At 64.9% G+C, this 19,429-nt stretch carries 17 protein-coding genes; all 17 read right to left on the reverse strand.

The window, feature by feature from the left end; genetic code table 11:
- Nucleotides 1–161: 161 nt before the first annotated feature.
- On the reverse strand, nt 162–1,667 hold the full coding sequence (ftsZ, locus tag ACVWZA_RS10270) for a cell division protein FtsZ (RefSeq protein ID WP_457311098.1): 1,506 nt from the start codon (nt 1,665–1,667) through the stop codon (nt 162–164).
- 112 nt (nt 1,668–1,779) lie between these two features.
- Nucleotides 1,780–3,042: a cell division protein FtsA gene (ftsA, locus tag ACVWZA_RS10275; RefSeq protein WP_457311099.1), complete on the reverse strand. Its 1,263-nt coding sequence runs from the start codon at nt 3,040–3,042 to the stop codon at nt 1,780–1,782.
- Between the two features lie 5 nt (nt 3,043–3,047).
- Nucleotides 3,048–3,989, reverse strand: a complete 942-nt coding sequence (locus tag ACVWZA_RS10280; RefSeq protein ID WP_457311100.1) for a cell division protein FtsQ/DivIB — start codon at nt 3,987–3,989, stop codon at nt 3,048–3,050.
- Nucleotides 3,989–4,921 (reverse strand): D-alanine--D-alanine ligase, encoded by a 933-nt coding sequence (locus tag ACVWZA_RS10285; protein ID WP_457311101.1) that lies wholly within the window; start codon nt 4,919–4,921, stop codon nt 3,989–3,991. Before ACVWZA_RS10285 ends, ACVWZA_RS10280 begins: the two co-directional genes overlap by 1 nt.
- Complete coding sequence (murB, locus tag ACVWZA_RS10290; protein WP_457311102.1) at nt 4,918–5,904, reverse strand: UDP-N-acetylmuramate dehydrogenase; 987 nt, start codon at nt 5,902–5,904, stop codon at nt 4,918–4,920. Before murB ends, ACVWZA_RS10285 begins: the two co-directional genes overlap by 4 nt.
- The gene (gene murC / locus ACVWZA_RS10295; protein WP_457311103.1) at nt 5,862–7,277 is read right to left on the reverse strand and encodes a UDP-N-acetylmuramate--L-alanine ligase; all 1,416 of its coding nucleotides are present in this window, start codon (nt 7,275–7,277) and stop codon (nt 5,862–5,864) included. The genes murB and murC overlap by 43 nt, the downstream gene beginning before the upstream one ends.
- A complete protein-coding gene (gene murG, locus ACVWZA_RS10300; protein WP_457311104.1) occupies nt 7,274–8,434 on the reverse strand; it encodes an undecaprenyldiphospho-muramoylpentapeptide beta-N-acetylglucosaminyltransferase in 1,161 nt (386 codons plus the stop codon). Before murG ends, murC begins: the two co-directional genes overlap by 4 nt.
- A complete protein-coding gene (locus tag ACVWZA_RS10305) occupies nt 8,431–9,654 on the reverse strand; it encodes an FtsW/RodA/SpoVE family cell cycle protein (RefSeq protein WP_457311105.1) in 1,224 nt (407 codons plus the stop codon). The genes murG and ACVWZA_RS10305 overlap by 4 nt, the downstream gene beginning before the upstream one ends.
- Complete coding sequence (gene murD, locus ACVWZA_RS10310) at nt 9,651–10,934, reverse strand: UDP-N-acetylmuramoyl-L-alanine--D-glutamate ligase (RefSeq protein WP_457311106.1); 1,284 nt, start codon at nt 10,932–10,934, stop codon at nt 9,651–9,653. Before murD ends, ACVWZA_RS10305 begins: the two co-directional genes overlap by 4 nt.
- Nucleotides 10,931–12,001 carry a phospho-N-acetylmuramoyl-pentapeptide-transferase gene (mraY, locus tag ACVWZA_RS10315; RefSeq protein ID WP_457311107.1) on the reverse strand — a complete coding sequence of 357 codons (1,071 nt, stop codon included), beginning with the start codon at nt 11,999–12,001 and terminating at the stop codon, nt 10,931–10,933. Before mraY ends, murD begins: the two co-directional genes overlap by 4 nt.
- On the reverse strand, nt 12,001–13,398 hold the full coding sequence (locus ACVWZA_RS10320) for a UDP-N-acetylmuramoyl-tripeptide--D-alanyl-D-alanine ligase (protein WP_457311108.1): 1,398 nt from the start codon (nt 13,396–13,398) through the stop codon (nt 12,001–12,003). The genes mraY and ACVWZA_RS10320 overlap by 1 nt, the downstream gene beginning before the upstream one ends.
- A gap of 154 nt (nt 13,399–13,552) precedes the next feature.
- A complete protein-coding gene (locus ACVWZA_RS10325; RefSeq protein WP_457311109.1) occupies nt 13,553–14,968 on the reverse strand; it encodes a UDP-N-acetylmuramoyl-L-alanyl-D-glutamate--2,6-diaminopimelate ligase in 1,416 nt (471 codons plus the stop codon).
- Nucleotides 14,965–16,698, reverse strand: coding sequence for a peptidoglycan D,D-transpeptidase FtsI family protein (locus ACVWZA_RS10330; RefSeq protein ID WP_457311110.1), 1,734 nt, complete (start codon nt 16,696–16,698; stop codon nt 14,965–14,967). The genes ACVWZA_RS10325 and ACVWZA_RS10330 overlap by 4 nt, the downstream gene beginning before the upstream one ends.
- Nucleotides 16,695–17,303 carry a hypothetical protein gene (locus ACVWZA_RS10335; protein ID WP_457311111.1) on the reverse strand — a complete coding sequence of 203 codons (609 nt, stop codon included), beginning with the start codon at nt 17,301–17,303 and terminating at the stop codon, nt 16,695–16,697. Before ACVWZA_RS10335 ends, ACVWZA_RS10330 begins: the two co-directional genes overlap by 4 nt.
- Nucleotides 17,304–17,305: 2 nt before the next feature.
- On the reverse strand, nt 17,306–18,310 hold the full coding sequence (rsmH, locus tag ACVWZA_RS10340; RefSeq protein ID WP_457311159.1) for a 16S rRNA (cytosine(1402)-N(4))-methyltransferase RsmH: 1,005 nt from the start codon (nt 18,308–18,310) through the stop codon (nt 17,306–17,308).
- Nucleotides 18,310–18,804: a division/cell wall cluster transcriptional repressor MraZ gene (locus ACVWZA_RS10345; RefSeq protein ID WP_457311112.1), complete on the reverse strand. Its 495-nt coding sequence runs from the start codon at nt 18,802–18,804 to the stop codon at nt 18,310–18,312. Before ACVWZA_RS10345 ends, rsmH begins: the two co-directional genes overlap by 1 nt.
- Nucleotides 18,805–19,142: 338 nt before the next feature.
- The gene (locus ACVWZA_RS10350) at nt 19,143–19,391 is read right to left on the reverse strand and encodes a hypothetical protein (RefSeq protein ID WP_457311113.1); all 249 of its coding nucleotides are present in this window, start codon (nt 19,389–19,391) and stop codon (nt 19,143–19,145) included.
- Between the last annotated feature and the right edge of the window lie 38 nt (nt 19,392–19,429).

The raw sequence follows: 19,429 nt of genomic DNA on the forward strand, positions 1-19,429 counted from the left end.
CCATGGGCTGGCGCATGGCACAGTGGATGCCGGAACAGGTCCGGGTTGACGCAGATCATCTTGCCTAGACCTGAACGATGCCGCGCCGACAATGTCTGTCATCGCCCCTGCGCGACCAGCTGACGCGCGCCGACGACAAGCTGGGCGCGCGCCGTGCGATCTTACTGATTATTCTGGCGATGCAGGAAACGAGGGATGTCGAGCGGGTCCTTGTCGGCCGGTTCTTCCTCACGCGCGGCACCGCGTGACGCGCCCGACATGCGTTCGAACAAGGTGCCGCCGAGCTTGACTCGTGGCGCGGCGGGCGGGGCCGGCGTTTCGGCGGCCGCTTCTTGCTCGGCAACGGGTGTTCCAGGCGACAGCCAGCGGCGGCGGGCGCCGCCATCGGTGGCCGCCCCGACATCCTTGGCCGGCGCGGCGGCGGCCGGCATGTCGTCGCCGAATACCTTGATCGGCTGCGCTTCTTCGCCATCTGCCGCTGGAACCTCGGTCTCGCTGCCCAGGATCAGTTCGTCGGTATCCGACGTTTCGACCGCCTCGGAGGCGAAGGCATCGGCCTCGGCAGGCTCTGCGGCAACCTCAGCGTCGGTCATCGCCGATCCATAAGTCTCGAGCGTTTCAGCAGCTGGTTCTTCCGCCTTTTTCGGTGCGGAGAAGGTGAAGGCGCGCGATGCTGGCGCCGCGGATTCGATCGGGCGAGCCGTCGCTTCGATGCCGGTCGCGACAACCGACACGCGAATCTTGCCCTCAAGGTCGGGGTTGAATGCCGAACCCCAGATGATGTTGGCGTCTTCGTCGACCAGCTCACGGATATGATTGGCCGCTTCATCGACTTCGAGCAGGCGCATATCGTCGCCGCCGGTGATCGACACGATGACGCCCTTTGCGCCCTTCATGCTGACGCCGTCGAGCAACGGGTTGGCGATCGCCTTCGACGCCGCCTCGATCGCGCGATTGTCGCCCGACGCTTCGCCGGTGCCCATCATCGCCTTGCCCATTTCCTGCATCACCGATCGGACGTCGGCAAAGTCGAGGTTGATCAGGCCTGGCATGACCATCAGGTCGGTGATGCCGCGCACGCCTTGCTGGAGCACCTCGTCCGCCATCTGGAACGCCTCCTTGAAGGTGGTGTTGGCATTGGCGACGAGGAACAGATTTTGGTTGGGGATGACGATCAGCGTATCGACATATTTCTGCAATTCTTCGATGCCGGCCTCGGCCGCCTTGGCGCGGCGGCTTCCTTCGAAAGCGAACGGCTTGGTCACGACGCCGACCGTCAGGATGCCCATGTCGCGCGCCGCCTTGGCGATGACCGGTGCGGCGCCGGTGCCGGTGCCGCCGCCCATGCCGGCGGCGATGAAGCACATATGCGCGCCTTCCAGCGTCTTAGTTAGCTGGTCGATCGTCTCTTCCGCCGCGGCACGACCGATCTCCGGCCGGCTTCCGGCGCCGAGGCCCTGCGTGATCTTCGCGCCGAGCTGGATACGGTGCGGCGCGTCCGACTGCTTCAATGCCTGCGCGTCGGTGTTGGCGACCAGGAAGTCGACCCCCTGCACGTCGGCGCGCATCATGTTGGCGATCGCGTTGCCGCCGGCTCCACCCACGCCGATAACGGCGATACGTGGCGTCAGTTCGTCAACTTCGGGTGGAAGGAATTCGATGCTCATGACCTTCGTCTCCACTGCGCCCCAATAACCCCGCGGCGCCAATTAGTCTGTTCCGTTCTGCACCATCGCTAGCGGTGTATCCAGCGGGAAAGATACAGAATGTCGTAATTCTTTAATAATTGGCCCGAGCCATCGCGATCAAACGGCGAATCACCGCAAAACCCTTTGGCCGATGCACCATGGTATGTGCGGGCGACAGTTCGCGCAGGTCGATCGGGTCGGATGCTGCGTAATAAGCCAGCCCTGCCAGAGTCGCGAAAGCGGGGCCGCTATGCGCCTCCGGCAGGGCGGTGAGTCCACGTGGCCGCCCGATCCTGACCGAGCGCCCCAATGCCTGCTGCGCATAATCGGCGATGCCCTTCAATTCCGCCCCGCCGCCGGTCAGCACCACCTGGCGCCCGACGGGTCCGGAGAATTTCAGATCGACCAGCGCCTTCTGCACTTCGCCGATCAAGTGATCGAGCCGCTGGCGAATCACCGCGATCAATTGTGCCCGGGTGATCCGGCTGCCTTCGCGGACATCGTCCTCGGCGTTGATCGGTGCGACCTCGATCATCTCGTGATTGTCGCGCGGTGACGCATTGGCCGAGCCGTAGAAGCATTTCATCCGCTCCGCCTGGGCGGGCGTCATGCCGAAGGTCGAGGCGATATCGCTGGTGATGTCCGACGCGCCGAACGGGATCGAGGTCAGTCCGACCAGCATGCCGCCGGCATAAAGCGAGACGTTGGTCACGCCCGCACCCATTTCGACCAGCGCTACACCCAGCTCGCGTTCGTCATCCGACAGGCAGGCCATGCCGGTCGCGACCGGCGACGCGATGATCGACTTCACTTCGAGATGCGCATTGGCGACACACAGGCCCAGGTTGCGCACCGGCGATCCGTCGGCGGCGACGACGTGGATATGGACGCCAAGCCGGTCGGCATGCAGCCCGAGCGGCTTTTTGACGCCGGTGAGGCCGTCGAGCGTGTAGAGCGCGGGCTGTGCGTGAAGCACCATTCGACCAGCCGGATCGATCGACTCGCGCCCGGCCTGCAGCAATGCATCGATGTCGGACTGCTCGACGCGGTGGCCGCCCAGCTCGAACTCGATCGACGCGACATCCGACACCAGCCCGCCAGCCGAGAAGCTCACCCAGACATTCTGGATATTGACCCCGGCGATCCGCTCGGCCTGCTCGACCGCTTCGCGCACCGCTGCCTCGGTCGCGTCGGCATCGGCGATATAACCGCGCTTCACGCCGCGGCTCTCGCGCTGGCCGGTGCCGAGCACGATCAACTCGCCGCCATCGCCCTTTTGCGCGATCATCGCCGACACTTTCGACGACCCGATGTCGAGTGCAGTGATCAACCCCTCTGGTGCTACCTTCGCCATGCCAATTACCCCTGCCCCGTTACGCCAACATGTTTCTTCGCTTCGATCACCGCCGGTCGCGGTGCCGCGTTCTCATCGGTCGGATCCGCGATCGTCCGCGTCGTTTCCTCGCCCGGCTTGCGTGCAACCATCTTCGATGGATCGCGCATATCGAACCGCAGAAAGCCCCTGCCTAGCAAGGGCTTTACCCCATCCATCTCCGCGAACTTGACCAACGCCCGCGCGGCGGGCGCATTGCCCTCCGGCAGCAGCAATATCTCGCCGCTCTCGAAGGTCACGTTCCAGCGCCGGTTGCCGACCCAGGTCGCCGCCCTGACCAGCGGGCGCAGCGCGGGCGCCGCGTTGAGCAAGCGTTGATACGCCGCCTCCTGTTCGTTCGCGCCGGGGCCAATGACCAGTGGCAGATCGGGCATCGCATCGGCCCGGACCGGTTCGAGCCACACGCCGTTCGCCGCGATCAGTGACAATTGCCCCCTGTCCTGCCACACTGCGGTAGGCCGCCGCTCGACGATATGGACGAGCAAGGTATCGGGCAGCCGGCGCGAGACATGGGCATCCGCTATCCAGCCATATTTCAGCAACTTGGTGCGCACTTCCTCCAGGCTGACCAGCGGCATCGCGCGCGATTGCTGGTCGAGCGCAACGGCATAGACCGACATCCGGTCCATCCGGCTCAGTCCGGTCACCTCGATCTGCTCGACACGAAAACCCGCGCGGCCGACCCCCTCGGCCACCGCCACGCCGATCGCGCCGGGCACACCCATCCAGACCGCGAACATCCCTAGCCCGGCAATCACCGCGCCGGTGATCGACCAGGTCGCGATACGGTGCAGCATTGCTTCGCTAATCGGCAGCGCGGCGATGATGCGATCGATGATCGAGGTACGCGGCTGCTTGCGCTTCTGGACCGGGCGCCGCGCCGGTGCTCGCTTGAGCGTAGCGGCCATTACACGTCTCCCCCAACGAGCGCGTCATCGACGATTCTCTGGACCAGCTCGGCATAGCTCATGCCGATATGCCGTGCCTGTTCGGGCACCAGGCTAAGCGGCGTCATGCCCGGCTGAGTATTGATCTCGAGCAGGAACAGCCCGTCCACGCCGCGTTCGTCGTCCCAGCGGAAGTCCGATCGCGACGCGCCCTTGCAGCCGAGCAGCCGATGCGATTCGACCGCGATCACCTTGCACGCCTCGGCAATCTCGTCGGGAATGTCGGCCGGGCAGATATGCTCGGTCAGGCCCTCAGTATATTTGGATTCGTAATCATAGAAACCGCTCTTCGGTTTGAGTTCCGTGACGCCAAGCGCCTCGCCGCCCAGCACCGCGGTGGTCAGTTCGCGCCCACGCACGAACGGCTCGGCAAGCAACTCGTCGAATTCCTGCCACGGCCCCACCGCACCCGGCGCGATCGGATTGCCATAATTGCCGCTGTCGGTGACGATCGCGACGCCGACCGAGGATCCCTCATTGACTGGTTTGAGCACGTAGGGCCGGGTGAGCGGATCGCCTTCGTACAGGCTCGCGCTCTTGACGATGCGGCCGCCGGGCATCGGAATGCCGTGCGGCACCAGCGCCTGTTTGGTCAGCACCTTGTCGATCGCGATGACCGAGGTGACGAGCCCCGAATGGGTGTATTTCAGCCCCATCAGGTCGAGCATGCCCTGCACGGTGCCGTCTTCGCCGGGCGTGCCGTGCAACGCGTTGAACACGACATCCGGCGCGGCTTCGGTCAGCTTCGCGGCGACATCGCGTCCCATGTCGATCCGTGTCACGCGGTGGCCACGGCTTTCCAGCGCATTGGCGATGTCGCGTCCCGACATCAACGACACTTCACGCTCGGCGGACCAGCCGCCCATCAGGACTGCAACGTGGAGCTGGCTCACGTGACGACCCCCATGCTGTATTTGTTGGCGTCGTCGGCGAACACGCCGACACGCTGAATCTCCCACTCCAACACCACCCCCGAATGAGCCCTTACCTTCTCGCGAACCTCCTCGCCCAGCGCTTCGATATCGGCACTGGTCGCCGACCCGAGATTGAGCAAGAAGTTGCAATGCTTCTCGCTGACCTGCGCATCGCCGCGCATCAGGCCACGACATCCGGCGGCATCGATCAACGCCCAGGCCTTGTGCCCTTCCGGATTCTTGAAAGTCGATCCGCCGGTGCGCGATCGCAAAGGCTGTGACGCTTCGCGCTCGGCCGCGATCCGGTCCATCTCCGCGCCGATCACCTTGGGATCGCCGGGCATACCCTCGAACAAGGCCTCGACCACCACCGCACCCACCGGCAGATCGGAATGGCGATAGGTGTAGCCAAGTTTCGCCGCGGGCCAGATCTCGACCGATCCGTCGCGCGTCACAATCGTCGCTTCGATCAGGATATCGCTCGTGTCGCGGCCATAGGCACCGGCATTCATGCGCACCGCGCCGCCGACCGTGCCCGGAATGCCACGCAAAAATTCGAGACCGGCAATGCCAGCATCGCGCGCACCGCTCGCCACCGAAATACCCATCGCCGCGCCGCCAGCGCGAACGCGCCAAGATCCGCTAGCGCCGGGCTCAACGGAAACTTTGGCCATTGCCTTGGGCAGGCGCACCACCACACCGGGCACGCCGCCGTCGCGCACGATCAGATTCGATCCGACACCCACGGGCAACACCGGCGTGGACGGATCGAGTCCGGCCATAAACGCGGCAAGGTCATTCACGTCTTCCGGCCGCACCAGCCATTCCGCCGGCCCGCCGGTGCGGAACCAGATGAAATCGGCAAGGCTGCCCTCATGCGTGGCCGCACCACGCATGGGTGGAAGAGCGTAACAGACGGTCACCGCTTTGCCTCGATCGCGTCGGCCAGGCCCGCCGCCCATTTGGTGATGTCGCCGGCGCCAAGACATACGACCATATCGCCAGGCTGGATCGCCGTCGCCAGGACGCTCGCGAGCGCATCGGCGTCGGCAACGGTTGCGGCCGAGCGATGCCCGCGCCGTTTCAGTCCCTCGACCAGCGCATCGGCGTCGACACCCTCGATCGGTACCTCGCCCGCCGCATAGACCGGCGTAACCAGCACCATGTCGGCATCGTTGAACGCCTGCTGGAACTCCTCCATCAGATTGCCGAGACGCGAGAAACGATGCGGCTGGACAACCGCGATGACTCGGTTCTCCACGCCTTCGCGAGCCGCGGCAAGCACGGCACGAATCTCGACCGGGTGATGGCCGTAATCGTCGATGATCGTGACCACACCGCCTTCGACCGGAACCTCGCCGACCTTGGTGAAGCGCCTTTTCACGCCGCCAAACTTCGCGAAGCCCTGCTGGATCGTCGCATCGTCGATGCCGAGTTCCAGCGCCACGCCGATCGCCGCCAGTGCGTTCTGCACATTGTGCCGGCCGGGCATCGGCATTTCGATCCCTTCGATCGAGCGCACCGATCCGTCGCGGCTGCGCACCAGGCATTCGAAGCGATTGCCGCCGGGGATCGGCGTCACATTGACGCCGCGCACATCGGCTTGTGCGGCAAAGCCGTAAGTCACGACGCGGCGATCGCGCACACGCGGGATGATCGCCTGCACTTCGGGATGATCGAGGCACAGCAAGGCCGCGCCGTAAAACGGCACATTCTCGATAAAGTCGACGAACGCGGCCTTCACCGCATCGAACGAACCGTAATGGTCGAGATGTTCGGGATCGATATTGGTGACCACCGCGATCGTGCCGTCGAGCCGCAGGAAACTGCCGTCGCTCTCATCGGCCTCGACCACCATCCAGTCGCTCGCGCCGAGCCGCGCGTTGGAACCATAGCTGTTGATGATCCCGCCATTGATCACGGTCGGATCGACCCCGCCGGCATCTAGCAACGCCGCGACCATCGAGGTCGTCGTCGTCTTGCCATGCGTTCCCGCCACCGCAACGGTCGATTTGAGCCGCATCAGTTCGGCCAGCATCTCCGCGCGCCGGACGACGGGGATGCGCCGTTCGAGTGCGGCATTCACTTCCGGGTTGTCGCGCTTGATCGCCGTCGACGTAACGACCACCGCCGCATCGCCAAGATTGTCGGCATGATGGCCGATGTGCACCACGATGCCCTTGTCGCGCAGCCCCTGCACGACATAACCCTCGGCCACGTCCGACCCCTGCACGTCATAGCCGAGATTCTTCATCACCTCGGCGATGCCCGACATGCCGATACCGCCGATGCCGACGAAATGGATCGTGCCGATATCTGTCGCGACACCTCTCATGCGAATGCCGCCTTATCACCGAATTTCTTGGGGCGCCCCTCGCCGATCAGCATATCGCCGGCCGGCGCGTCGAGGCTCTCGACTAGGTCCGCGAGATCGCGCGCGGCATCGGGCCGCCCGCAGCTGCGCGCGCGCCCGGCCGCATTCTGAAGTGCCGCCGGATCGAGCCCGAGCCGCTGCATCTGCTTGGCCAGTTCCTTGGGAGTGAAATTGCGCTGCTCGATCGTGCGAGCGCCGCCCGCCATGGTGATCTCGCGCGCATTCGCGGTTTGATGATCGTCGGTTGCCGTGGGCAAGGGCACGAGGATACCGGGCCGTCCCGCCGCCGTCAGTTCGGCGATCGTCGACGCACCCGCCCGCGCGATCACCGCATGCGCCCAAGCGAGATGTTCCGGCATGTCGGGCAGATACGTCGCGAGATCCGCAGCGATCGACAGTTCGGCATATTTCGCTCGCGCCGCGTCGATATCCTCGATCCGCGCCTGGTGTGTCACCTGCAAGCGGCGGCGAAAGCCGATCGGCAGCAGTGACAGCCCGTCGGGCACGACCTGGCTCAGCACGCTCGCACCCTGGCTGCCGCCGGTGACGAGCACGCGGAAGATACCGTCTTCCTCAAGCAGCGGATAAGGCTGGTTGCGCAGCGCGAGCACCACGTCGCGTACCGGATTGCCGACCAGATGGGTCTTGCCGCGATGCGCGTCCTTCAGTCGCTCGACCTCGGCATAGGAGGTGGCGATCGCGCTGACCTTGCCTGCGACCAGCCGGTTGACCCGGCCGAGCACGGCATTCTGTTCATGCACTGCGGTCGGAATGCCCTGATTGAATGCCGCGAGCAGGGCCGGGAGCGCGGGATACCCGCCAAAGCCGATCACCGCTGCGGGACGCTGATGCCGATAGAGCTCGATCGCCAGCGCCCGGCCTCTATACATCGCCGATGCCGCTCTGACCCAGCCGACCGGGCCGCCGCTCAACCGCCCGGCGGGCAGGATGTGTGTCTGGATGCCTTCGAACAGACCGGGAAACCGCACGCCGCGCTCGTCGCTGACCAACGAAACATGGTGCCCACGCCCCTTGAGCTCAGTCGCCAGCGCTGCCGCCGGCACCATATGGCCGCCGGTGCCGCCCGCCGCGAGGACGAAATGCCGTGTCTTGCTCATTCGCCGCTCCACCGTGCGATATAGGGTGACCGCGATACGAACGGATTTCGGCGGGTAAAGGCAAGCAGCAATCCCATGCCGATCGACAAGGCGATCAGCGAGGATCCGCCATAGCTGATGAACGGCAAAGTCATGCCTTTCGAAGGCGCAAGGCCGGTATTGACCGCCATGCTGATCAGCGCCTGTGCCCCGAATTGGGTCGCCAGGCCGGCGGCGGCGAACAAACGGAACTCATCCTGCTCATCGAGCAGCTTGACGAACACCCGCACCACGATCGCCAGGAACAGGATCGCGATCACCGCACAGGCGACCAGTCCGAACTCTTCGCCGATCACCGAGAAGATATAGTCGGTATGCCCTTCCGGCAGGCGGAACTTCATCGAACCGCCGCCAGGCCCCGTACCCCGCCAGCCGCCCGCAGTGATCGCATTGTGCGCGGCATTGGTCTGGAAATTGTCCGATCCGCCCTCAGCGCCCGGAAACAGGAAGGCATCGATCCGCACCCGCGCGGTATCGTAGAAGATGTAGGCCGCGAGCAGCCCGGCGGGCACGCAGCCGATCAGCGTCGCCATGACCTTTACCGGCGTGCCGGAGATCATCAGCAGCGCGAGCCACACCGCCGCGAACACCACGGTCTGGCCGAAATCGGGCTGCATCATCAGCAGCAGCGCGACCAGCGCGGTCAGCGCGCCGGTGATCGTCACCACAGGCAGGTCGCTGTCCTGCGCACGCAACGAGAGCAGCCACGCCGTCGTGACAATGAAAAAGGGTTTGAGGAATTCCGACGGCTGGAGCAGCGAAACACCAAAGTCGAGCCAGCGAGTCGCGCCGTTACGCTCGATTCCGAAGAACGGCACAAGCATCAGCAGCACGAGGCACACCACTGTGCCGATCAATGCCATGCGCCGCGCGAACGCGACTGGCAGCATCGACACGACGAACAACACCGGAAGCGACACACCGACCCAGGCGAGCTGCCACCACAGATAGAAGAGCGGCGGGATATGATGCTTCTCGTCCGAATAACGCTGCGCGGCGGCAGGCGATGCGGCGCCCACCGCGACCAATCCGATCGCGATCAGCAACAGCGCGAGCAAGAGCAGCACGCGGTCGATATCCCAGAACCACAGGCCAAGCGGCGAGCGATCGCCACGTCCGCCGCGATCCTTCATCCGGCTCCACATGCCGCCCTTGCGGCCCTGGGTGCGCAGGTCGGTCATGCCAGCGCCGCCACGGCCGCGCGGAAGGCGTCGCCGCGATCTTCGAAATCGCGGAACTGGTCGAACGAGGCGCAAGCGGGCGACAACAGCACCGTCTCACCCGACGCGGCATGGCTTGCGGCACTCATCACCGCGGCCGCGAGCGTATTGCTTTGTTCGACCGGGAATTCGTCGGCGAGCAGCGCGGCGAAGCGCGGTCCGGCCTCCCCGATCGTATAGGCGCGTGCGACATTACCGAAATGCGGGGCGCAGGCATCGAGGTCATCCGACTTGGCCTGTCCACCAAGGATCCAATGAATGCGATCGAACGCGGCCAGCGCCGGCGCGGTCGAATCCGGGTTGGTCGCCTTGCTGTCGTTGACGAAAGCAGCGCCGTTCCGTGTGGCGACCAGTTCCATTCGGTGCGGCAGGCCCTTGAAGCTTTCCAGCCCTCGGTCGATCAGCGCCTCGCTCACGCCAAGCGCCTGGCAGGCGGCGATCCCGGCAAGTGCGTTCTGCGCGTTGTGCGGGCCTTGCAGCGAAGGCCAGCGCGACTGATCCATGCACAGGCCGGGCGCGATCTTGGTGAGGTGCTCGACGCGCGCGGACAGGCCGCGCGCGATCTGCGCCGACGCCGTGTCACCGATACCGATGATCGCGGCATGCTCGGGCGATTGCATCGCGAACAGCCGCGCCTTGGATGCGGCATACCCCGCGAACCCGTGATAGCGGTCGAGATGGTCGGGCGTGATGTTGAGCAGGATCGCGACATCGCAATCGAGGCTGAAGGTGAGGTCGATCTGATAGCTCGACAGTTCGAGCACATAGACACCGCCGGCCGCCAGCGGCTCCTCGCCGAGGATCGGCTTGCCGATATTGCCGCCGAGCCGCGCCGGGATACCCGCGGTTTCCAGGATATGATGGATCAGCGCGGTGGTGGTCGACTTGCCGTTGGTGCCGGTGATCCCGACAATTTTATGCGTCGGCAGGTCGCGACGTGCCTGGGCGAACAATTCGATATCGCCGATGATCGGAACACCGGCCGCACGTGCCTTATCGGCCACCGGGTGACGGTTGATCGGCACACCGGGTGACACGACCAGCCCGTCAAAGCTGGCAAGATCGATCATCTCCGGATCGGCGATATCGACGCCGGAGACAGAGGCTCGCGCCGTCTCCTTCGAATCCCATACCGTTACCTGCGCGCCACTCGCCACCAACGCGCGCACCGTCGCGACGCCGGAGCGCGCCAGCCCTAGTACCGCAAAGCGTTTGCCGCGCCAGGTCGGCGAGGTGATCACCTGAGCTTCAGCGTCGAAAGCCCGGCCAGCGCTAGTACCAGCGCGATGATCCAGAAACGGATCACGACCGTCGGCTCGCTCCAACCGAGTTGTTCGAAATGGTGATGGATCGGCGCCATCCTGAACACGCGGCGGCCGGTGCGCTTGTAAAAGAACACCTGAATGATGACGCTCAACGCCTCGACAACGAACAGGCCGCCGATGATGCCCAGCACCAGTTCGTGATGTGCGACGACCGCGATCGCGCCGAGGGCGCCACCCAGCGCAAGGCTGCCGGTATCGCCCATGAACACCGCCGCCGGCGGCGCATTGAACCACAGAAAGGCAAGCCCCGCGCCGACGATCGCGCCGCAGAAGATCGCCAGATTGCCCGCCCCCGGCACGTGCGGAATACCGAGATAATGGGCGTAGTCGGCGCGCCCGACGAGATACACGATCAACATGAACGCGACCGCCGCAATGATGACCGGCATGGTGGCGAGGCCATCCAGCCCATCAGTCAGGTTCACCGCATTGCCGAACGCCACGATCGTGAATGCGGCGAAAGCGATGTAGAAATAACCCAAGTCGAGCGAGACGCCGCTGAAGAACGGCACGTACAGGTGCGTGCCGTTCTGCCCGACGATGATCCAGCTCGCGATCCCAGCGACGGCGAACTCGGCGATCAGGCGCATCCGGCTCGAGATGCCAGCGGCGCTCGCCTTCTTCACTTTGTCGTAGTCATCGAGGAAGCCGATCGCGCCGAAGCCCAACGTGACGAACAGGCACGCCCAAACGAATGGGCTGCGGAGATCCATCCACAACAGGCTCGACAGCACCATCGAGGTCAGGATCATGAGCCCGCCCATGGTCGGGGTACCGCGCTTGGCGAGATGGCTTTGCGGCCCATCGCTGCGGATCGGCTGGCCCTTGCCCTGCCGTACGCGCAACCAGCCGATGAATTTCGGCCCGATGATCAGCCCGATCACCAGTGCCGTCGTCACCGCTCCGCCGGAACGGAACGACAGATAGCGGATGAGGTTCAGTGCCCCGGGAAAACCCAGATACTCGGCGATGAAATAAAGCATTATGCTGTCCCGTTCGCGAGGCTTGCGACCAATGCCGAAAGCCCCACTCCGTTCGATCCCTTGATGAGCACCGCATCGCCCGGCGCCAATATTTTCATCAGGCTCGTTCGGGCAGCAGCGGTGTCGGGCACATGAACGAATTGCACGCGACCCTCAAGCGTGTTCGCGAGGTACAGCATTTCCGGACCGACCAGTACGGCGTACGCCACGCCCGCTTCGTCGATCGGTTCGGCCAGAGCGGCATGATAGGCCGCACTTCCCTCGCCCAGTTCGCGCATCTCGCCGAGCACCGCGATCTTGCGCGGCACCGTCTCCGCGCCGAGCACGGCGAGCGTCGCGCGCATTGATGACGGATTGGCATTATAACTCTCGTCGATCACCAGCGCTTCACCGCCTGCAATCTTCGCCATGAAGCGTGCGCCGCGTCCCTGCAGCCCGCCGAGTTCGGCAAGTGCCAGACCGGCCAGCGCCAAGTCACCGCCCACCGCATCGACCGCCGCTAGCATGCCCAGTGCATTTGAGACCCAGTGCAGCCCCGGCTGCGCCATCGTGAAGCTCAATTCGCGTTCGCCGACCCGCGCCGTGACGAAGGTCGCGCCGGTTGACAGGCGCATCGTTTCGATCGCGCAGACATCGGCACCATCGTCGAGCCCGAACGTGACGATCCGGTCGGCATGCGGCAGCGCCGCGGCGATCAACCGGTCGCGGTGTGGGCTGTCGAACGGGATGATCGCCATCCCGCCTGGCTCAAGTCCGGCGAAAATCTCGCCCTTGGCGTCTGCAATGGCCGATTCGTCGGGAAAGAATGCGGTATGTGCCGGCGCAATCGCGGTGACCATCGCGACATTGGGGCGGACCAGATTGGTCAGATGGGCCAGTTCGCCGGCATGGTTCATGCCCATCTCGAACACCCCGAAACGCGCATCGGCCGGCATGCGGGCAAGGCTCAGCGGCACGCCGGTATGATTGTTGTAGCTCTTGACCGAACGATGCGCGGCACCTGGATCGCCCCGGTCGAGCGCCGCGAACAGCGCCTCCTTGGTGCTGGTCTTGCCGACCGATCCGGTCACTCCGATGATCTGTGCCTTGGTCCGCGCACGCGACGCGATAGCGAGAGCTTCGAGCGCCGCCATCGTGTCGGGGACGAGCACATACGGTAAAGTGTGCGCCGGAGCATGCGGGTGCGTCGTCGCTTGCGCGACGATCGCACCCGACGCTCCCCGCTCGGAGGCCTGATCGAGGAATTTATGTCCGTCGGTCGCTTCGCCCGACAATGCGATGAACAAATCGCCGGGGCCGACTTCGCGCGAATCGAAGGTCACGCCGGTCACTTCAAACGGCGATGAGGCGGTGCCCCCGGTCGCAGCGGCGATCTCGGCGGAGGTCCAGAGACTCATTCCTTTTCCCCCCGTGGGAGAAGGTGGCCCGAAGGGCCGGATGAGGGGGAATGATGTGCGGAACAGCTAAGGCAGTTCCCCTCACCCTCCCAAGCTTCGCTTGGGCCCCTCCATCTCCCACAAGGGGAGAGGGGATATAAGATGCCCGGGCCCGTCACGCCGCCATCTCCCGCGCGACGCTGACATCGTCGAACGGCAGCACCATGTCGCCGACGATCTGCCCCTGCTCATGCCCCTTGCCCGCGACCAGCACGATATCCTGCGGCCCGGCTTCGGCGATCGCCGCGCCAATCGCGTCGCGCCGCGAACCGATCTCGGTCGCGCCCGGTGCGCCGTGCATGACCATTGCGCGGATCGCCGCGGCGTCTTCGGAACGCGGATTGTCGTCGGTCACGATGACCTTGTCGGCCATCGACGCCGCGATCGCGCCCATCGCCGATCTCTTGCCTTGATCGCGGTCGCCGCCTGCACCGAACACCACGATCAATCGCCCCGCCGCATGTGGCTTGAGCGCAGCGATCGCCGCTTCGAGCGCATCCGGCGTGTGCGCATAGTCGACATAGACCGGCGCGCCCGACCGCGCGATCACCGCACGCTCGAGCCGCCCACGTACCGGCTGCAGCCGTGACAGCGTCGCCAGCGTCGCCGCGATATCGCCGCCAGTCGCGATGACCAGCCCGGCTGAGGTCAGTGCGTTAGCCACTTGATAAGCGCCGATCAGCGGCAGGTTGATCTTGTAGGACTTGCCCTCCGCCTCGATCACCAGACCCTGGCCAAGCAGGGTCGGGTCGCGCGACACCAGCTTCAGCGTCTCGCCCTGCGTGCCAACGCTGACGAGGCGGATACCGCGCGCTTTGATAATCTCCGCGACGCGTGCTGAACTCGGATCGTCAGCCCATACCACGGCCACGCCATCGCCTTCTAGCACTTCGGAGAACAGCCGCAGCTTGGCCTGCAGATAGGCCTCCATCGTACCGTGATAATCGAGATGGTCGCGGCTCAGATTAGTAAACGCCGCCGCGCATACCGGCAGCCCCTCGATGCGATATTGCGACAGGCCGTGGCTCGATGCTTCGAACGCGACATGGCTCACGCCCTCGCGCGCCAGGCCCGCCACGTTGGACAGGAAAGTCACGATGTCCGGCGTGGTCAGTCCGGTCGACACCCGGTCGTCGGCGGTGGCCACGCCGAGCGTGCCGATCGACGCGGCATTATAGCCGGACATGCGCCACAATTGCCGCACCATCTCGACGGTCGAGGTCTTGCCGTTGGTCCCCGTCACGGCGATCGCAGTTTCCGGAAACGGCGCGAAGAATCGCGCAGCCAGCTGGGCGAATTTCCGGCGCGGATTGGCATCCGCGATATGCACCGCCCCGACCACCTTGGCTTCGGGCCGGGCAACGACCGCTATCGCGCCCGATGTCACCGCTGCGGGAATGAAATCCTCACCATTGACCTTCGCGCCCTCGAACGCGCCGAAGATCGTGCCGTTCGCCACTTTGCGGTGGTCGATCGCGAAGCCGCTGACCGTGCCGATCTCGCCGCCACCGGTCAGCGTGCCGAGTTTCATTCCGGATCAGCCGAGTTTTCGCCCGGCGCATGCCAGAGCAACGGCAGCAGGTCGGACACGTCCACGTCGCGGCCATTGTCCGGCATCACGCCGAGCATCGACCCGGTGCGCGTGATCACACGGCTGACCACCGGCGCGGCGGTCCAGGCGGCGGTGGTCAAGCCGAAGGACTGAGCATTGCCGACGGGAGAATCGAGCATAGCGACCACAACATAGCGCGGCGCGTCCATGGGGAAGGCCGCAGCGAAGGTCGAGACATTGGCCTTCTTCGAATAACCGCCCGCGCCGGCAACCTCTGCAGTGCCGGTCTTGCCGCCGACGCGGTAACCCGGCGCCTCTCCCTTGCGGCCGGTGCCTTGCGTCACGATCAGCCGCAACAACTGGCGCATCCGCGCGCTGGTCGCTTCGGACAGTACGCGGCGGCCGGTCGGTGCTTTGCCCGGCGCAACCTTGACCAGGGTCGTCGGCCGCCAGATGCCGCCATTGACCAATGTCGCATAGGCGTTGGCGAGATGCAGCGGCGTCACCGCGATACCGTGCCCATATCCCGTGGTCATCACCGTAGTGCGCGCCCAGAACACGGGCCAGATCGGCTTCTGCTTCTCGCGGATCTCGATATCGGGCTTGGTATCGAACCCCATCGCCTTGAACATCGCCTGCATGCGGTCCTTGCCGATTTCGTCGGCGATCCGCGCGGTGACGATGTTCGACGAATGGATCAGTGTCTCAGGCACGTTGAGAAAACGCTTCTGCGAATGGTCGTCATGGATGGTGAACCCGCCGACGTGCAGCGGCTGGGTCGCATCGTAACGCTTGGACATCGAGGTAACCACGCCGCTCTCGATCGCCGCCGCCATGGTGATCGGCTTGAAAGTCGAGCCCAGCTCATAGACGCTCTGCGTCACGTTGTTACGCAGCGATTCCCGGTTGGCCGCACCGACCTTGTTGGGATTGAATACCGGCAAAGACACCATCGAAATAATCTCTCCGGTGTGTACGTCGAGCACCACGCCGGTCGCGCCCCTGGCCTGGAACGACGCCATCGCCGCGCCCAGTTCGCTCTCCATGGCGGCCTGCACGCGATAATCGATCGAGAGCGCCAGCGGCGTGCCGCGCTGCACCGGATCGGTCAGCCGTTCTTCGAACGCGCGTTCGATTCCGCCCTGTCCTTCGATGATGCGCTTGTCGTCCTTGTTCTGGCCGAGAAAGCCTAGAACATGCGCCGCCAGCGTGGTCTGCGGATAGAGGCGCTCGGCTTCCTTGTCGAAAACCAAGGCCGGCTCGCCCAATGCATGGACCTGCTCGACCAGCGACGGCGATGCGTGGTGCTCCAGATACGTGAAATTCACGTCGAGCATCAGGCGCTGATAGAACCAGCCGGCGTCATGCGTCGGCATCAGTTCGGCCAGACGCGACGCAAGCTCGTGCTTGTCGCCAAGCAGCTTGTCAGGATGGACCCCGATCGCCCAGGCCTCGATGGTGCGCGCCAGGGGCTCGCCATTACGATCGACGATGTCACCCCGCGCCCAATCCGGCCCGATCTGCGCGAGGCGGGGCGTGGACGCTTCGGCGAACAGACCGAACACCGCCAGCCGGATCAGCACCACAGCGATCGCCGCGGTGAACAACAGCATCAGGATCATCAGCCGCATATGCGCAGTCGCGACCAGCGCATGACGCTGGCCGGTCAGGCGCCGTTGCGGCAGGGGACGGGCGACGAGGACACTCACCGCAAGCGAGACTCCCGCGAGGCACCGGTGGCCAGATCACCCAGGACCGTATCGCTGAGCAACTGGCGATCGAGCATCGCCACGGCCTGAAGCTTCGGACGCCTGATCGTCGCGGTGCGCACTGGCGCCGCCACCGCCGTCTGCTGGCTGACCTGCCGACTCAACGTGACCGAAGCGACAGCAATTGCGGGGCGGACAGCGATCGAGGTCGCCATGGCGGTCGGGGCACTGGTCGCCACCGCAGGCGTAATCGTTTCGCCACGCGATGGCACCAGCGACGCCATCTGAACCTCTGCACCGCCCTGCGCAGGGCGCGTGAAATCGACCTGCGCCAGCGCCGCCTCGTTGGGCATGAACTGCATCGACACCGGCGCACCGAGGCGCAGCGTATCGCCGTTCCACTTTTCGAGCTGGGCAATGTTCGCACGCGTCTCGAACTCGGTCTCGAGCGCGCGGATGTCACGCTGTGCCCGGGTGATCTCGCTCACCGTCCGGTCGAGTTTCTTACGCTCGGCCGCAACCTGCAGGGGGACCAGCAGGAACCCCAGAGTCACGGCGACGCTGCCGAGGAACCAGCCCAGACCTTTCCATGCAACTGCCAACATCGTTACGCTCCTTTACTCGGCCCAGTGCTCGGCCCGGTGCTCGGCCCAGTGCTCGGCCCCGAACTGGGCCACGCTGCGGCCGAAGTCCGCCGCGCCGTCCGCAATGTCGCCGACCGCGCCCGCGGATTGCCGGCGATTTCGGCATCGCCGGCCCGCACTGCGCGTCCAACGTCTTCAAAACTCGGCTTTTCTCTGGCCAACAACTCGGGAAGATGCCGCGAACCCCCGGGCATCGAACCACTCCGTTCGCGCAGGAAGCGCTTCACCAGACGATCTTCGCCGGAGTGAAAGGTGATCACCGCCAACGTCCCACCGGGCTTGAGCACACGCTCCGCCGCAGCCAGCCCATCGGCCAGTTCGCCGAGCTCGCGATTGACCTCGATGCGCAGTGCCTGGAACGTGCGCGTCGCCGGGTCCTTCTTGTCATGCGCTTTATAGCCGAGCGCACGGCGCACGACGTGCGCCAGCTCGCCGGTCCGCGTGATCGGCCGCGCCGCGACGATCGCGCGCGCGACGCGGCGAGCGCGGGGCTCATCGCCATAATCATGCAGCACATCGGCGATGTCGCTCTCGTCGGCGGTGTTGACGAAGTCGGCCGCAGTGGGGCCCTCCTGACTCATGCGCATGTCGAGCGGCCCGTCCGTCTGGAACGAAAAACCGCGCTCGGCCTGGTCGAGCTGCATCGAGGACACGCCGATATCCAGCGTCACGCCATCGACCGGCATCGCATCGCGCGCCGCCAGCTCCGCCTCCATCGAGGAAAAGGTCGCAGGCACCAGCGTCAGCGCGCCGCTCGACTGCGCCTCCAACGCCCGGCCGGCCGCAATCGCGTCGGGATCACGGTCGAAACCATAGACGCGCGCACCGGCGGCGAGCATCGCCCTGGTGTAGCCGCCGGCGCCAAAGGTTGCATCGACATGGCGTTCACCGGGGGCAATGGTGAGCGCGTCGATGACTTCGGCGAGCATGACGGGGACATGAGGGGCGTCGAGAGCGGCGTCGGAGATCACAGCACGATCCCCTTCTGCTGGCAGTGGAAGCGCACGCACGACTTCATTACGTCGGCCACGTTGGATTCGAGCAAGGTCTTCGGGTCCCAGATCTCGAAACAGTCGAACGTGCCGTAGAAGAAGGCGTTGGTGTCGATATTGGCGTGGAACCTGGGAAAGGCGGGCATGATGAAGCGACCGCTGCCGTCGAACGGCACCGGCTCGCCCTGTGAGGCTTCACGGCGAAAATTGGGGTTATGCGCACCGTGTTCGGCCATGTAAGCGGCCTCGCGCAGGGCGGCGCGATCTTTCAGGACGGTGCGATAACCCTCGTCATAGGCGATCAGGCAGGGGCTGCTTTCGTGAACGCCGATGATGACGGTGCCGCCGTCCTTGCCGTCGGCACGCGGGCTGTTGGTGGCGAGCGCCGCCCGAAGCGACGAGGGGATCGCGACCCGGCACTTGTCATCGACAAGTCCGATACCGTCCCCTTGATAGTCGATCCGATCCACCAAAGCCTACCCCATGTGAGGCAGACACAAACCTCCGTTCCACGAAAGCGGCGTTAACCGTCCTCGTGGCCCTGTCTCGCGCAGGCGAAAGAGTATGCCCCTCTAAGAAAAGAAGGTTACTTTGGGTGAGCCGGGGATTCAAGGGGAATTCGCGGGAAAACCGGGGTAATTGGCTATCCTGACGGGATTCAGGACGATTTTTTCTTAACCATAACAATCTGTTCTCTGTGTGTTCACGCTCATTCGCCTACAGAAGCGGCAACCGCCCGGCCCCACCGAGTCATCGACCATGATTTCCCCGCGCCACCCGGCCGAATCCACAATGGCCGCGACGCGATTCACCGCGGCGTGGCCGCGTTGTTGGCAATCTCGGCAACGTTGACCTGTTCGGTAGCGGTGCTTGGCGTCAGGCCGAGATCGGCGAGCGGCTCGCTGCCATCGCCGACCGCAACCATGTCGTTGCTGATCGTTAGATTGGCGACGACATCGGGGTTTGCACCACCGAGCACGCCACGCTCGCGGCTTGCTGTTGCGAAAATCGCTGCGGCAAGGCCAATCAGCAGCAGAACGGCGGCAAGGCCGATCATACCGACCTTAACGCGTTGCGTCCTCTGTCCAGGATCCG

This window comes from Sphingomonas sp. UYAg733 (genome assembly GCF_054057355.1).

Coding starts and splice junctions, on each gene's coding strand:
- ftsZ (WP_457311098.1), bottom strand. CDS start 1,667: ATGAGCATCGAATTCCTTCCACCCGAAGTTGACGAACTGACGCCACGT.
- ftsA (WP_457311099.1), bottom strand. CDS start 3,042: ATGGCGAAGGTAGCACCAGAGGGGTTGATCACTGCACTCGACATCGGG.
- ACVWZA_RS10280 (WP_457311100.1), bottom strand. CDS start 3,989: ATGGCCGCTACGCTCAAGCGAGCACCGGCGCGGCGCCCGGTCCAGAAG.
- murB (WP_457311102.1), bottom strand. CDS start 5,904: ATGGGCGGCGGGCCTGGCCGACGCGATCGAGGCAAAGCGGTGACCGTC.
- murC (WP_457311103.1), bottom strand. CDS start 7,277: ATGAGAGGTGTCGCGACAGATATCGGCACGATCCATTTCGTCGGCATC.
- murG (WP_457311104.1), bottom strand. CDS start 8,434: ATGAGCAAGACACGGCATTTCGTCCTCGCGGCGGGCGGCACCGGCGGC.
- ACVWZA_RS10305 (WP_457311105.1), bottom strand. CDS start 9,654: ATGACCGACCTGCGCACCCAGGGCCGCAAGGGCGGCATGTGGAGCCGG.
- mraY (WP_457311107.1), bottom strand. CDS start 12,001: ATGCTTTATTTCATCGCCGAGTATCTGGGTTTTCCCGGGGCACTGAAC.
- ACVWZA_RS10320 (WP_457311108.1), bottom strand. CDS start 13,398: ATGAGTCTCTGGACCTCCGCCGAGATCGCCGCTGCGACCGGGGGCACC.
- ACVWZA_RS10325 (WP_457311109.1), bottom strand. CDS start 14,968: ATGAAACTCGGCACGCTGACCGGTGGCGGCGAGATCGGCACGGTCAGC.
- ACVWZA_RS10335 (WP_457311111.1), bottom strand. CDS start 17,303: ATGTTGGCAGTTGCATGGAAAGGTCTGGGCTGGTTCCTCGGCAGCGTC.
- ACVWZA_RS10350 (WP_457311113.1), bottom strand. CDS start 19,391: ATGATCGGCCTTGCCGCCGTTCTGCTGCTGATTGGCCTTGCCGCAGCG.